The sequence below is a fragment of the Rhizobium changzhiense genome (assembly GCF_013087625.1).
In the GTDB taxonomy this organism is placed as follows: Bacteria; Pseudomonadota; Alphaproteobacteria; order Rhizobiales; family Rhizobiaceae; genus Rhizobium; species Rhizobium sophorae.
In genome coordinates this window covers 58,933-73,129 of record NZ_JABFCQ010000002.1, presented here as the reverse complement: position 1 = coordinate 73,129, position 14,197 = coordinate 58,933, and the positions used below count along the sequence as shown (strand labels likewise).

Here is a 14,197-nt window from a genome sequence, read left to right as displayed (position 1 = left end):
AGGCCGGTTCACGCCGGCCTTTTTCATGTCGCCGACAGCCGTGAAAACTTTTTCCGCCGGATGAAACTTTTGATCCGGGCGTTCCGTACATCCGTAGCGGGTTGAAAACAACACAGGTGGGGAACGGCTTTATTGGCAAAGGACGCGGCAAAACCGGTCATCCTCTGGTTTCGCAAGGATCTGCGCCTTGACGACAATCAGGCACTCACCGCCGCCCATCGCTCCGGGCGGCCGATTATCCCGCTTTATATTAGAGAACCGGAGGCAGCAGGCACGGGTCCGCTGGGTGCTGCGCAGGCCTGGTGGCTGCATCACTCACTCGAAGCGCTGGACAGGTCGCTGCGCAAGCGGCAGGGACGGCTTGTGCTTGCAAGCGGCGAGGCGCTCGAAGTGCTCTGCGCCTTTATCAAGGAAAGCGGTGCCGAAGCCGTCTTCTGGAACCGGCGCTACGATCCATCAGGAACGTCGGTCGACATCTCTATCAAGCACCAATTGGAAAAGCAGGCGATCGAGGTGAGAAGCTTCGGCGGCCAGTTGCTGCACGAACCTTCCCGTCTGATGACCGGCAATGGCACGCCCTATCGCGTCTACACGCCATTCTGGCGCGCAGTGGAGGGCGCCGGCGAACCGGAGCCACCACTGGACGCGCCGGCGAAACTGCGGCTGACATCGCAACTTCCGGAAACGTTGGAGAGCTGGAAGCTGCTCCCGACGAAACCGGACTGGGCCGGCGATTTCACCGATCTGTGGACACCCGGCGAAGATGGCGCGCACGAAAAGCTACGTGCCTTCGTCGAAGATGCGCTCGACGGCTACAAGGAAAACCGAGACTATCCAGCAAGGCCGGCGACGTCGATGCTGTCGCCGCATCTGGCGCTGGGCGAGATATCCCCTGCCCGCATCTGGGATGCCACACGCGGCCTGTCGCAACGCGTGCCGGCGGCCGACATCGTGCATTTTCGCAAGGAGATCGCCTGGCGCGAATTCTCCTATCACCTGCTTTTCCATTTTCCGGGTCTTGCCTCGGCCAACTGGAACGATCGTTTCGACGGCTTCGAATGGCGCAACGATAGCGGAGATTTCGAGGCGTGGCGCCGCGGCATGACCGGATATCCGATCGTCGATGCCGGCATGCGCCAGCTTTGGCGCCATGGCTGGATGCACAATCGCGTGCGCATGATCGTTGCCTCCTTCCTCATCAAGGATCTGATGGTGGATTGGCGCCGGGGCGAAGCCTGGTTCCGGGATACACTTGTCGATGCCGATCCCGCCAACAATGCCGCAAGCTGGCAATGGGTGGCGGGCTCGGGAGCCGATGCATCGCCATTTTTCCGCATATTCAATCCGGCGCTGCAGGGCGAAAAATTCGATCCCGACGGCGACTATGTCAGGACCTATGTGCCGGAGCTTCGAGAGCTCGGGGCAAAATACATCCACCGGCCGTTCGAGGCGCCGAAGAGCATTCTCGACGAGGCTGGCATCACGCTTGGCCAAACCTATCCGAAACCGATCGTCGATCACGCAAGCGCTCGCAATCGCGCGCTCGCCGCTTACCACGCAACAAGGGATGCCGCATGAACGCGCACTTCCGTCCCGCTCCACGCCGGCTGAAGATCGCCGTCATCGGCTCCGGCATCTCGGGCGCTTCCGCAGCCTGGGCGCTGTGTCAGGTGCACGACGTTACGCTCTATGAAAACCAAGCGCGGGCCGGAGGCCATACGGCGACGGTCGACGTAGATTACGACGGGGTTCAAATTGCGGTCGATACCGGCTTCATCGTCTATAACGAGCAGAATTATCCCAATCTGACGGCGCTGTTTGCCGAGCTCGGCATCGCGACGCATGCAAGCGATATGAGCTTTTCGCTCTCGCTCGATCGCGGCAGACTGGAATGGGGCGGCGGCGGACTGTCCTCGATCTTCGCGCAGAAGCGCAACCTGCTGCGGCCCTCGTTCTTGTGGATGATCCGCGAGATTCTCCGCTTCAACCGCACCTGCCTCGAAGATCGCACCGCCGGTCATCTCGCCTCGCGCTCGATCGGCGATTATCTCGACTGGCGCGGCTTCTCGCCCGGTTTCACCAATAACTATCTCGTGCCGATGGCGGCGGCGATCTGGTCGACACCATCAGCCCGCATGCTGCAGTTTCCCGCTGAGCAGTTCGTCAATTTCTTCGACAATCACCGGCTGATCTATCGCCGCCAGCACCAGTGGCGCACGGTGACCGGAGGCAGCCGCACCTATCTCGACCGGTTGCTTCGGCCGCTCGGCGAACGCCTGAAACTCTCCTGCGGCGTGCGCAACGTCATCCGCTCCGAGCGCGGCGTCACGATCATCGACGAATCGGGCAGCGAACACCCGTTCGACAAGGTAATCTTCGCCTGCCACAGCGATCAGACAGCCCGCCTGCTCGTCAATGCCACCGATCGGGAAAGCAGGCTGTTTGCTGCCATTCCCTACCAGCCGAACCGCGTCGTCCTGCATCGCGACCAATCGCTGATGCCGAAGCGGCGCAAGGTTTGGGCCTCATGGAATTATCTGCGCTCCAGCCGTGAAGACGGAAACGCGGACGTCGCCGTGACTTACTGGATGAACCGGCTGCAGGGTATCGATGAGAAACTCCCGCTATTCGTGACCCTCAATCCCGACCGCGAGCCGGACCCCCGTAAAGTGTTTGCCGAATTCACCTATGAACATCCGCAATTTTCGGCGGAAGCCACGAGCGCGCAACAAGCGCTCACGACCATTCAAGGACAGAATAATTGCCATTTCGCGGGTGCCTGGACGGGCTACGGATTCCACGAGGATGGTCTCGTTTCCGGTTTGGCGGCGGCGGAGGCCCTGGGCGGGATGATACCCTGGCGGACTGTCCGAACCTCGTGGGAACCCCAACCGGATGCGGCGGCATGACAGGGCGCGGCGAAAAACGTGGGATGAACGCGGTAGCCAACGGTGCCCCACCGAATACGGCAGCCGCGCTCTATGTCGGCGAGATCATGCATCAACGGATAAAACCGTTCGGCCATCGCTTCCGCTACCGTGTCTTCTCGATGCTTGTCGATCTCGACAGGCTGGACGAGGCCGGCGGGCTATCGATGCTGTTTTCCGTCAACAGACGCAATCTCGTCTCGTTTCACGAGAAGGACCATGCAAAACCCGGGGACACGTCGCTGCGCGCCTCTGCCGACCGGCTGCTCGCCGAGGCGGGGCTCGAGCGCGCGGAGAGGATCCTGCTCGTCTGCTATCCCCGAATTCTCGGCTATGTCTTCAATCCGCTTTCCGTCTATCACGCCTATAATGCCGGTGGCGCAGTCGTCGCGATGATCTACGAAGTGCGCAATACTTTCGGCGAACGGCACAGCTATATCTGTCCGGTCGGCCATGGGGAGATGTCGGAAAGCGGGCTTCGCCAGAGCTGCGACAAGCTCTTCCATGTTTCGCCCTTCATCGGTATGGCGGCGCGTTATTATTTCCGCATGCTCCCGCCCGGTGCCGAAATCCGCTGGCGCATCCTGGAAAACGACAGCGAAGGCCCGCTTCTCTCGGCGACATTTTCCGGACGGCAGGTGCCGTTGACGAGCGCCTCGCTGCTGGGGTTGACGGCGCGCATCCCCTTCCTCACCTTGAAGATCATCGCCGGCATCCATTGGGAAGCGCTGAAATTGTGGCTGAAGGGCGCGCGCTACGTCAGGCGTCCGGCGCCTTCGCCTGAAGTCAGCATCCGACCGCCCCGCCCGCTTGCGGACGCGGCGGAATGACATTACCGCGCCGCGCGTCTTTTCAGACGCGCAAAGGACGCTGTAACGCTTTGAACTGCTGCATAATTTTATCCGCAAATCAGTTCCGATTTGCGGAATTATGCAGTAGCCTTCAATGCAATGGCCGGGGGCCGGTCGAGCGTATCGTCACGGATGTATCGCCGTCCCTAACCGGCAAAAAAATGCTGGAGGAGGAGAGATGAGCAAGGCGCAGGACTGGAATCTGCTGGCCCGTGACGCGGTGACGCTGACGGGGGAGAACATATCTCGTCTGGTAAAGGGGCTGCCCTTCAAGGCGAAACTGGCGCTGCGCGGACTTCTGCGCATGCAGCACGGTTCGCTTGCCGTCACCCTCCCCGACGGTCGCAGGCTGCTGATCGAGGGCAAGCAGCCCGGGCCGAAGGCGGCGCTCAGCCTCAACAATTGGAACCTTGCCTATCGGGCGCTGACGAGCGGCACGATCGGGGTCGCCGAAACCTATATGGACGGCGATTGGGACAGCCCCGACATCACCGCCTTTCTTGAACTCTTCCTCGTCAACGGCGAGGCCGCGCACAGCTATGCGCATGGCAAAGGCGGCGTCGGCCGCCTCTTCGAGCGCGTCCGCCATTGGATGAACGCCAATACCAAAACGGGCTCGAAGCGCAACATTTCCGCGCATTACGATCTCGGCAACGATTTCTACAGGGAATGGCTCGATCCGAGCATGACCTATTCCTCAGCACTCTATTCGACCGGCGCCAACGATCTGCAATCGGCCCAGAACGCCAAATACCGGGCGCTTGCCGAGGCGACCGGCATCGGGCCTGGCGATCATGTGCTGGAGATCGGCTGCGGCTGGGGCGGTTTTGCCGAATTTGCCGCAAGTGAGCTGAACTGCAAGGTGACGGGGCTGACGATCAGCCGTGAGCAGCTTGCCTTTGCCGAGGAGCGCATCCGCAAGGCCGGCCTCGACGACCGCGTGGAATTCCGCTTCCAGGATTACCGCGATGAAGCAGGGCTCTACGACCGGATCGTCTCGATCGAGATGTTCGAAGCGGTCGGCGAGAAATACTGGCCGTCCTATTTCTCCAAGCTCAGGCAATGTCTGAAGCCGGGCGGCAAGGCCGGCCTGCAGATCATCACGATCAAGGACGAGTCCTTCGACCAGTATCGCAGCAACCCTGACTTCATCCAGAAATATGTCTTTCCCGGCGGCATGCTGCCGACGCGCAACCATCTGGCCGAACTTGCCGGCAAGGTCGATCTGTCGCTGGTCAAGGATTTCGGCTTCGGGCTCGACTACGCCCGTACGCTCGCCGAATGGCGCGAGCGTTTCTGGTCGGTCTGGGAACGCATCCGCCCGATGGGCTTCGACGAGCGTTTCAAGCGGCTCTGGGAATTCTATCTGTTCTATTGCGAGGCCGGCTTCCGCGCCCGCAATATCGATGTGCGCCAGGTCGTGTTCTCGCGCCGTTGATCATTCCGCCGCATGCGGTGTCACCGGGTGGCGACCGGTCGATGGCGGCCGCTCCCGCCAGCCGGTCACGCGGTTCACCAACGTGAAATAAACGCTGTAGGGGAGCAGGCGCGCGAGCTTCAGGAGGGTGGTGAAGCGCTTCGGAAACGTGATCTCGAAGGCCTGCGATTTCAACCCGGCGGCAATCTCCCGGGCGGCCTCCTCGACCGATACCAGAGATGGCATCGGAAAGGCATTCTTCCTCGTTGCCGGCGTATCGACAAAGCCCGGGCAGACGAGCTGGATGCGGATGCCCATCTTGTCGAGATCGAATTTCAGGCTTTCGGCCATATTGATCAGTGCCGCCTTGGTGGCGCCATAGGCAGCCCCCGTCGGCAGGCCGCCATAGCCGGTGACGGAGGAAACGATGGCGATCTGTCCCTGCCCCTTCGCCTTCATATGGCCGATCGCCGGCAGCAGACAGTTGACGACGCCGGAAAGATTGACGGCAAAGCTCTTCTCGAAATCGGTGCGGTTCAGATCCTCGGCATGGACGGGCAAGTAGACGCCGGCATTGAGGATCGCCATGGCGAGTGTGCCGTGCTCATATTCGATGGAGGCCATGACATGTTCCATGTCCTCGGCATCGGTGACGTCGCCGTCGAGCACAATGATACTGCCGGAGAGGCCATTGGCTTCGGCTTGCAGTTCGACCAGCTTTTCGTGGCTTCTGGCCGTGACGGCGACCTTGTATCCTTCGCCGGCGAGCCTCAGTGCAAGCGCCCGGCCGATGCCTGAGCTCGCACCCGAAATCCAGACGATTCCATGTTCGGGATGGGCAATGAAATCACGCATGACATGTTCCTCCGGGCTGCCTGATCAATGCGAAAACAGGTCCGGAAGTTTCTCAACCCCTCCGGATTTACGGCTCTATCACACTATTGTGGCTGCTTTCAGCCGATCAGGTCGCCGATCATCTGGCGGAAGGATCCGGTGAGCTTGACCGGTCCGTCCGAGACGGCAAAGGCGATGCAAGGCCTGTCCTTTTCGGCGACCGGCCGGTGGTCGACCGTCTCGTCGGCAATGGAGATGTCGCCGGGGCCGAAACGGCCGCGTTCATCATTGAAGGCGCCGTCGAGAATGAGGATCAGTTCCATGCCTTTATGGGTGTGCGCCGGCAAGGCGCGGCCAGGCCGGATCCACATCAGGCTGACCTCGCAGCCGTCCATGTCGAGCGAATATTCCTTGAAACCGGGCAACCGCCGGCGCCAGGGCACATCCTCGGCCTCGAAGCCCAAGAGGGCGCGCAACGCTTGCGGAAACAGCGCGTTTTCCGGGCGCGCGACCGTCCGCGGCGCGGTGACGGGAGACGCAGAGGAAAAGATCGCCGCAAGCCGCCCGTCGCGATCGGCAACGGCGGCTTCGGGCGCGTTTTCCAGAGCTTCGCCTGCCAGCAGCTCGAGGCTGTTCACCAGGCTGCGATTATCCGGTTTCATTTCAAGATGAGACTGCACCAGCACACGCGCCGGCTCGGGCAAGGAGCCGGCAACATAATGCGCCATCAATGCATCGATCGTGTCGATCTGCTCGTGAACCATGTCGGTTTCGGTCACGCCCTGTTGCCGCGCTCCGTTTTCGCTTTGTCGTCATCCGTACGGGGAAAGTCAATCTTCGGATCACCCCTCTCACGGCGGGATTGCGGGCCATGCGTCATTTCGGAGGAGGAAAGCCAAATTTTATCGCGGCCGACAGAGGTGTGGAATAGCTTTTCTTGCCAACTCAGCCTTGTGAAGGGAAAAGACCGTTCCTAAAGTAAGAGTTCGAATAGAGGCAGATTCCATGACCTTCCACCCCTCCGTCCTTGAAGCCATCGGCAACACGCCCCTGATCAAACTCAAGGGTGCCTCAGAGGCGACCGGCTGCACCATTCTCGGCAAGGCGGAGTTCCTGAACCCCGGCCAGTCGGTCAAGGATCGCGCCGCGCTCTACATCATCCGCGACGCAGAGCGGAAGGGATTGCTTCGTCCGGGCGGCGTCATCGTCGAGGGAACGGCCGGCAATACCGGCATCGGGCTGACGCTGGTCGCCAAGGCGCTCGGTTATCGCACCGTCATCGTCATCCCGGAAACGCAGAGCCAGGAAAAGAAGGACGCCCTGAAGCTGCTCGGCGCCGAACTCGTCGAAGTTCCCGCCGTTCCCTACAAGAACCCGAACAACTACGTGAAGGTATCAGGGCGGCTGGCAGAGCAGCTGGCGAAGACCGAGCCGAACGGGGCGATCTGGGCAAACCAGTTCGACAACGTCGCCAACCGCCAGGCGCATGTCGAAACGACGGCAAAAGAAATCTGGAAAGACACCGACGGCAAGGTCGACGGCTTTATCTGCTCCGTCGGCTCCGGCGGCACGCTGGCAGGTGTCGCCGCCGGCCTCAAGGCTTTCAAGCCAGACGTCAAGATCGGCATCGCCGATCCCGATGGCGCCGCACTCTATGAATTCTACCAGAACGGCGCGCTGAAATCCGAGGGATCCTCGATCACCGAGGGCATCGGCCAGGGCCGCATCACCGCCAATCTCGAGGGCTTCACGCCTGACTATGCCTATCGGATCCCCGATGCCGAAGCGCTTCCCTATCTCTTCGACCTCGTCGAGAACGAGGGCCTCTGCCTCGGCGGCTCGACAGCGATCAACATTGCCGGCGCGGTCAACCTCGCCCGGGATCTCGGACCTGGTCACACGGTGGTGACGATCCTCTGCGATTACGGCAACCGCTATCAGTCAAAACTTTTCAACCCGGATTTCCTGACGTCGAAGGGACTGCCCGTTCCGGGCTGGATGGCCAAGTCGCCCGATATCCACGTTCCCTACGAGCCGGTGTGAGACGCCATGCCTGTCAATGCCCTTTATCGTGACGACTTCTATCTCTCGACGTGCGAGGCGGTCGTCACCGCCGTTCACGAAGACGGGGGCATCGAACTTGACCAGACCTGCTTCTACGCGACATCAGGCGGCCAGCCCGGCGACACCGGAGAGTTCGAGCGCGCTGACGGCAGCAAGATCGCGCTCGGCCAGACGAAACATGGTCCGAGCAAGGATGTCATCATCCACGTGCCGCTCGAAGGTGCGCCGCGGCCCGTGGTCGGCGAGACGCTGGTGCTGCATGTCGACTGGCCGCGCCGCTACAGGTTGATGCGCATGCACACGGCCTGCCACCTGCTTTCCGTCGTCTGCTCCTATCCGATCACCGGGGCTGCCGTCGGCGAGGAAGAAAGCCGCGTCGACTTCGACATGATCGAGACGATCGACAAGGACGAGGTGACGGCCAAGCTGATGGAACTGGTCGAGCAGAACCATCCTGTCACTCTGCAATGGATCACCGACGAGGAGCTTACGGCCAATCCCGATATCGTCAAATCGAAGAACGTCCGCCCGCCGATGGGGCTCGGGCGCGTCAGCCTCGTCTGCATCGGCGAGAACTCCTCGATTGACAGCCAACCCTGCGGCGGCACACATGTCTCCGAGACTCAGGAAGTCGGCCGGATCCATATCGCCAAAATCGAGAAGAAGGGCAAAGAGAACCGGCGCTTCCGCATCCGCTTCGGCACGCCCGGCGACGAAGCCTGACCATCAAGGGAGACCATCATGAGTGAGACCAAGAGCCGTTTCGTCGTTTCGGCCGACTGGCTGCAGTCCGAGCTCGGGAAAGCTGACCTGCGGGTGCTGGACGCCTCCTTCTATCTGCCGGCGCAGAAGCGCGATGCTGATGCCGAATATGCGGCCGGCCATATTCCAGACGCCATCCGTTTCGACCAGGACAAGATCGCCGACCATTCGACATCGCTGCCGCACACGATTCCATCGCCCGATTATTTCGCCGCCGAAGTCGGCCGGCTCGGCATCAGCGAGAATGATCGGATCGTCGTCTATGACGGCATCGGCCTGTTCGCCTCGCCGCGCGTCTGGTGGCTGTTCCGGGTGATGGGCGCGAAAAATGTCTTCGTGCTCGATGGCGGTCTCGACGGCTGGAAGGCCGAGGGCCGTCCGCTTGAAACCGAAGCGCCCAATCCTGCGCCGGCGACCTTCACGCCGAATTTCGACGACAGCCGCGTGGTGACGCTCGAGACGATGCGCGACATCGTCTCCAGCAGTGCGATGCAGATTGCCGATGCCCGCAGCGCCGGCCGCTTTGCCGCCGTCGAGCCCGAGCCGCGCGCCGGCATGCGTTCCGGCCATATGCCGGGCGCCCGCAGCCTGCCTTCCGGCGTCTTTGCCAGCCAGGGCCGTTTCAAGTCGCTGCCCGAACTCAGGCAGACGATCGTGGATGCCGGCATTGATCTTTCAAAGCCTGTCGTCACCTCCTGCGGCTCGGGAATCACCGCCGCGATCATCACGCTGGCGCTGGAATCGCTCGGTCATCACGACAACAAGCTTTATGACGGCTCTTGGAGCGAATGGGGCAGCCGTGACGATACACCCATCGTCACCGGTCCGCCGACGCCGGTCAAAGTCTGATCGCCATGGGAAAGGCACCCGCTTCGCTGAAAGCTCACATCACTCGGCTCGAAATGACGGCGCCGCCAAAGGCAAGCATGCCGGTGCCTGTCAATATCCAGACGGCGATCATGCGCGCTCCCGAGATCCCATTGCCCTTCTACCGCTATCTCTACCGGCAGGTGGGTGCGCGCTGGCAATGGGTGGATCGGTTGCGCATGAGTGACGAGCAGCTTGCCGAGACGCTAAACGACAAGCGCAACAATATCAGCGTTCTCTACGTGAACGGCGCGCCCGCCGGCTTCTACGAATATTTCTGCCAAGACGAGGATATGATCGAGCTCAGCCATTTTGGCCTGATCGAACATGCGCTCGGTCTCGGCATCGGCAAATGGTTCCTGCTGCAAGCGCTCTATGCCATCTGGTCGCTCAATCCGAAGCGGGTCACCACCACCACCAACAATCTCGACCATCCGCGTGCGCTGCAGCTCTACCAGATGTACGGCTTCTCCCCCGTTTCGACCGGCACCGGCATCGTCCGGCCGCTCAGCGACAAGGAGCTTCTGGAGATTGCGCGGAAAAGCTGACGGCTTCTTTCCCGACGTGAGCGGAGGTGGCTAACGCTGCGTCAGGCTGTTCGGGCGGCGCGGGTCGTTTCGGCGTTCGAAATCGAGCGTGCGGCCCGACTGTTCCTTCAGTTCCGCCACTTCCCGCCGCAGAGCCCTGAGCTCTTCCAGTATTTCTGCATTCTGTTGCGCCAGCAGCGCCAGATCGATGTCGGCCAAGGCCTTCTCCTTTCGCCTTACAACGTACGCCCAGAAGATACTCCGCTTTTCACTCTCCGGCGATCTCATATGCAGACGCAGGCAAGAATCGGGTGGCTTGCCCGCTCGTCCAGGTGCATTTCATGGCAATCACAAAGGAGATCTGCCATGACCGCCATTCGTTTTGTTGCCATGCCGACGACCGACGCCGAACGCCTCTGGAACGGCGGCCGCGACGCCTATGACAGGCTGCCCGAGACGATCGTCTCCGATGGTCCCGGCCATCCCTGCCGCCATTGCCTTCAGAATATCGATGCGGGCCAGGCGTTGCTGGTCTTTGCCTACCGGCCCTTCCCCGAGCTGCAGCCCTATGCCGAAACCGGCCCTGTCTTCCTGCACAAGCAGCCTTGCGCACGCTATGCCGCCGAAGAGATCATGCCGCCGATGCTGACGACGAGCCGTGACTTCATCGTCCGCGGCTACAGCGAGAACGACCGCATCGTCTACGGTACCGGCGCGGTGACTGAGATCGGCGATATTCCGGCCTATGGCAAAGAGCTGCTGGGACGATCTGATATCGCCTATGTGCATGTGCGTTCCGCGCGCAACAACTGCTTCCAATGCCGGATCGATAAGGTAAAGGCGCCGGCCCTGGCGGAGACCGGCGCCTGATAGGCGGAGGGCGAAGCGCGACAGGAAGCCGTCAACTCGCCCGCACGCTCCTTCTGCAGTGATCGGCGAGGCGGTTTCGGTTTCCCCCTGACCAATGCTGTCGGGATCGCGCGCCCTCGAATCCTATTAAACGCCACGCAAGGCAATGATCCGCGAACCTGCGGCAGCCTGCCGTTGGTGTGCGAGCGGCGCATATTCGGGCGATGCAAAGAGACCACGGATGGCATCCATATCGAGAAACTCGATGATCAGCATATTCGTCGCCTGCCAGCCTTCGAGTTCGAGCGGCGCGTCATCGAGAGCAATGAGGCGGCCGCCGGCCTTTGCTACCAGAGGCAGGGCCTTGGAGCGGTAATCGGCAATGGCTTCGGGGTCGTGGATATCGAGATCGACAACGAGATAGGCGGACATGTTCATATCCTTTCAATCAATGTGAAGTTTAGGGATGTTTTTTTGCGTGCAGCGGCGCGCTTTATGGCAAGTGCCGCCACTTGACCATGCGCTTCCGGAGATCGAGTGTGCCGCCATCCACGGTGAAGCTGCCGTCACCGCGATGATGCATGGTCCGTCGTTCCTTGCGGCTCTCGTCAATCCAGATCCTCTGTGCTTCGAGGATGAAGAGATTGTATCGATCGACGAAGCTCGGATCGGCAACACGGCATTCGATATTGGCAAGGCAGTCCACCAGCAAGGGTGCTGCGACATCCTTTGCTGGACGAGTCCTCAAGCTGAACCGCTCGAACTTATCCACCGCCTCACCGGAGCAGTTGCCGATGTCCACCACGGTTTCGGCAAGGTCGACAGCTGGAATCGCAATCACGCATTCGCCGGTCTTTTTCAGGGTGTGGTGGCTGAAGTCCCAGGGGCCGATGACGCAACCGATCAGCGGCGGCGCATGCTGGATCATCATGTGAAAACCCATCGTCATCACATTTTGCGTGCCCTCAAGGCTCGTCGTCACAAGAACGATCGGGCCGGGTTCGAGCAGGCGATAGGCCTGGGAAGCGGAAATCTCTTTCATCGTGCGGCTCCTTCGCGAGTCTCTTCCCCGCATGTATGCGGGGAAGCTGAAAGACGTTCTGGCGTGGTTACCAGCCCTGTTCGACCGGCAGAACGAAGAGTTCCGCGACATTCACATGCGCGGGCGCCTGCGCCGCGAAGACGATGGTGTCGCCGATGTCCGCGCCCTGCAGGAATGTCATCTGCTTGGCAAGGTCGTCCATCTGCTTGATATAGCCAGGCTCCGTGATGTGATCGTAGAGCTCGGTTGCCACGGCGCCCGGGGATGCAGGTCACCCGAATATTGTGCTTCTGGCCCACTTCCATGCGCAGGCCGTCGGAGAATGCGGCGACGGCATGCTTGGTGGCGCAATAGACCGACAGGCCCTTGAAGACCTTGCGGCCAGCAATCGACGACATGTTGAAGATGTGGCCCGAATGCTGGTTGATCATCTGCGGCAGAACGGCAGCCGTGGTGTTCAGCAGGCCTTTCACATTGACGTCGACCATCCGGTGCCATTCGTCGACTTTGAAATGATCGACATCCGAAAGCGGCATCAGGCCAGCATTGTTGACGAGAATGTCGATCGAACCATAGGCACCCACCAGCCTTTTGACGCCGGCGTCGACGGAGGCTGGATCGACCACGTCCATTTCGATCACGAGGGCTTCACCACCCTTCGAGACGATCTCCTTTTTGAGGTTTTCAAGCTTGTCGGTGCGACGGGCGGCGATACCCACCTTTGCGCCGGCCTCGGCGAGCTTCAATGCGGTTGCCGCGCCGATGCCACTCGAGGCGCCGGTGACCAGCGCGACTTTTCCATTGATATTCGTCATGGTTTATCTCCTTGTCCTTGGCGCCCTTCCAACTGAAAGGGCGGTCGTGTTCGACAAGGAGGAAGATAAGGAGGAGGGCCTGATCCCTCTCTCGGGAGCTTGCGAGACCTGTCGGGATCTTGCTCAAATCAGCAACTTTAATGCATGTCGCGCAAAAGTGTGCAGCGGTTTTGCGATAACGACATGCGCAAAACAAAGACCTAAAGCGCGAGCAGCAAATCTGAAAGATTGCGACGCGCCTTAGCTGCGACGATAGTCGCTGGGGGAGACCCCAGCCTCCCGGCGAAAAATCTGAGCAAAATGGCTGGGGCTCGAATACCCCACGGACATGCCGATCTCGATGATACTGGCACTGGTTTCCTGCAGAAGTTGCTGGGCTTTGGCTATGCGTTGACGAATGAAATAATGGGATGGAGAAAGGCCGGTGGCCTTCTTGAAGAGGCGGCTGAAGTGAAAAGCACTCATGCCGGCCGTTTGCGCCAGACGTGCGAGATCAAACGGCTCCTGAAGGTTGGCTTCCATGAATGCGATGGCCCGCCGTAGCTTTGCGCCCGGGAGGGCATTTGACCGCCGTGCCTCCGCATCAAATGTTGCGTATTGCCGGATAAGATGAACGGCGAGCGCCTGTGCCAATCCCTGCACAAAGAGCCGACTTCCCTGCCCCTCGGCCGTCAGTTCAGCATGGATCAGCTCCAGCATGCTGGAAAGAGGTTGGTCGCGGCCGCCCGATATGTCGCGCAGGCGCATGGCGCTGGCAGCTTTGCCGAGAACCGCTTCCGCCACCCGCTCAAACAACGGAACGGAGAGATAGAGATGCATCACCTGGAAAGGTTCGTCTCCCTCGGCACGCCAGCGCATTTCATATGGCGTGGGCGACCGCGTCAGAAAAAAGTCTCCGACTCTGACTGTGTTGGCCTCCCACTCCCCACCCAGATCGCGTTCTTCCACGCATGCCTGACCTGAGATCACCCAAACAACGAGAGGCTCGGCGACCGCCGGAACAAGAAAGGGGTGTTGCACCGTCAGGCGGGAAAACACCTGAACGAATATATCCGTCCAGGCCGGTCCATCCCCGCTAACGAGTGTTCTGCCAGAAATATATGTTTCGAGGCCGGCAGGTGACGTTCGAAGCGGGACCGGCGATATTTCCTCTCGACTATCAACCGTCATTGCTGCTCCGTTTAGAGGCGACTGCCCATCAGCATGCGATAGACATTGATCGGTAGGACACAACTCGTCGCG

The 14,197-nt window shown here is 60.7% G+C and carries 15 protein-coding genes and 1 pseudogene; 9 read left to right on the top strand and 7 right to left on the bottom strand.

What is annotated here, in order from left to right; genetic code table 11:
* Window positions 1–132 precede the first annotated feature (132 nt).
* The 4 genes from G9X68_RS09730 to G9X68_RS09715 all read left to right on the top strand — a co-directional run bounded on the left by G9X68_RS09730 (window position 133) and on the right by G9X68_RS09715 (window position 5,216).
* Window positions 133–1,578 carry a cryptochrome/photolyase family protein gene (locus G9X68_RS09730; RefSeq protein ID WP_168316575.1) on the top strand — a complete coding sequence of 482 codons (1,446 nt, stop codon included), beginning with the start codon at window positions 133–135 and terminating at the stop codon, window positions 1,576–1,578.
* Window positions 1,575–2,909 carry an NAD(P)/FAD-dependent oxidoreductase gene (locus tag G9X68_RS09725; RefSeq protein ID WP_168316574.1) on the top strand — a complete coding sequence of 445 codons (1,335 nt, stop codon included), beginning with the start codon at window positions 1,575–1,577 and terminating at the stop codon, window positions 2,907–2,909. The genes G9X68_RS09730 and G9X68_RS09725 overlap by 4 nt, the downstream gene beginning before the upstream one ends.
* Complete coding sequence (locus G9X68_RS09720; RefSeq protein WP_171602229.1) at window positions 2,906–3,757, top strand: DUF1365 domain-containing protein; 852 nt, start codon at window positions 2,906–2,908, stop codon at window positions 3,755–3,757. The genes G9X68_RS09725 and G9X68_RS09720 overlap by 4 nt, the downstream gene beginning before the upstream one ends.
* A 199-nt stretch (window positions 3,758–3,956) precedes the next feature.
* Window positions 3,957–5,216: an SAM-dependent methyltransferase gene (locus G9X68_RS09715; RefSeq protein WP_168310172.1), complete on the top strand. Its 1,260-nt coding sequence runs from the start codon at window positions 3,957–3,959 to the stop codon at window positions 5,214–5,216.
* Here the strand turns inward: G9X68_RS09715 and G9X68_RS09710 are convergent, their stop codons facing one another.
* On the bottom strand, window positions 5,217–6,050 hold the full coding sequence (locus G9X68_RS09710) for an SDR family NAD(P)-dependent oxidoreductase (protein WP_168316572.1): 834 nt from the start codon (window positions 6,048–6,050) through the stop codon (window positions 5,217–5,219).
* A 98-nt stretch (window positions 6,051–6,148) separates the two neighbouring features.
* Window positions 6,149–6,808 carry a ChrR family anti-sigma-E factor gene (locus tag G9X68_RS09705; RefSeq protein ID WP_171602228.1) on the bottom strand — a complete coding sequence of 220 codons (660 nt, stop codon included), beginning with the start codon at window positions 6,806–6,808 and terminating at the stop codon, window positions 6,149–6,151.
* Window positions 6,809–7,034: 226 nt separating this feature from the next.
* Between G9X68_RS09705 and G9X68_RS09700 the strand changes: the two genes are divergently transcribed.
* Genes G9X68_RS09700 through G9X68_RS09685 form a run of 4 tightly spaced genes read left to right on the top strand, consistent with a single transcriptional unit; the run spans window position 7,035 to window position 10,270 of the window.
* Entirely contained in the window at window positions 7,035–8,072 is a 1,038-nt protein-coding gene (locus G9X68_RS09700) for a cysteine synthase A (protein WP_168310170.1), read from the top strand.
* Between the two features lie 6 nt (window positions 8,073–8,078).
* Window positions 8,079–8,816 carry an alanyl-tRNA editing protein gene (locus tag G9X68_RS09695; protein WP_168310169.1) on the top strand — a complete coding sequence of 246 codons (738 nt, stop codon included), beginning with the start codon at window positions 8,079–8,081 and terminating at the stop codon, window positions 8,814–8,816.
* Window positions 8,817–8,834: 18 nt separating this feature from the next.
* Window positions 8,835–9,704, top strand: a complete 870-nt coding sequence (sseA, locus tag G9X68_RS09690) for a 3-mercaptopyruvate sulfurtransferase (protein ID WP_171602227.1) — start codon at window positions 8,835–8,837, stop codon at window positions 9,702–9,704.
* Window positions 9,705–9,709: 5 nt separating this feature from the next.
* Window positions 9,710–10,270, top strand: a complete 561-nt coding sequence (locus G9X68_RS09685) for a GNAT family N-acetyltransferase (protein ID WP_168310167.1) — start codon at window positions 9,710–9,712, stop codon at window positions 10,268–10,270.
* Window positions 10,271–10,300: 30 nt separating this feature from the next.
* Here G9X68_RS09685 and G9X68_RS09680 read toward each other — a convergent pair whose 3' ends face one another.
* Window positions 10,301–10,537 (bottom strand): hypothetical protein, encoded by a 237-nt coding sequence (locus G9X68_RS09680; protein WP_050565063.1) that lies wholly within the window; start codon window positions 10,535–10,537, stop codon window positions 10,301–10,303.
* A gap of 78 nt (window positions 10,538–10,615) precedes the next feature.
* On the opposite strand from G9X68_RS09680, the gene G9X68_RS09675 reads away from it, so the two are divergent.
* A complete protein-coding gene (locus G9X68_RS09675; protein ID WP_115156898.1) occupies window positions 10,616–11,119 on the top strand; it encodes a DUF1203 domain-containing protein in 504 nt (167 codons plus the stop codon).
* A gap of 126 nt (window positions 11,120–11,245) precedes the next feature.
* Here G9X68_RS09675 and G9X68_RS09670 read toward each other — a convergent pair whose 3' ends face one another.
* From G9X68_RS09670 to G9X68_RS09655, 4 genes and pseudogenes are all read right to left on the bottom strand, one after another.
* Complete coding sequence (locus tag G9X68_RS09670) at window positions 11,246–11,530, bottom strand: DUF1330 domain-containing protein (protein ID WP_028757378.1); 285 nt, start codon at window positions 11,528–11,530, stop codon at window positions 11,246–11,248.
* 61 nt (window positions 11,531–11,591) lie between these two features.
* The gene (locus tag G9X68_RS09665; protein ID WP_168310165.1) at window positions 11,592–12,140 is read right to left on the bottom strand and encodes a flavin reductase family protein; all 549 of its coding nucleotides are present in this window, start codon (window positions 12,138–12,140) and stop codon (window positions 11,592–11,594) included.
* 67 nt (window positions 12,141–12,207) lie between these two features.
* A pseudogene (locus G9X68_RS09660) lies at window positions 12,208–12,955 on the bottom strand (SDR family oxidoreductase).
* A 240-nt stretch (window positions 12,956–13,195) separates the two neighbouring features.
* A complete protein-coding gene (locus G9X68_RS09655; protein ID WP_244956144.1) occupies window positions 13,196–14,125 on the bottom strand; it encodes a helix-turn-helix domain-containing protein in 930 nt (309 codons plus the stop codon).
* Between the last annotated feature and the right edge of the window lie 72 nt (window positions 14,126–14,197).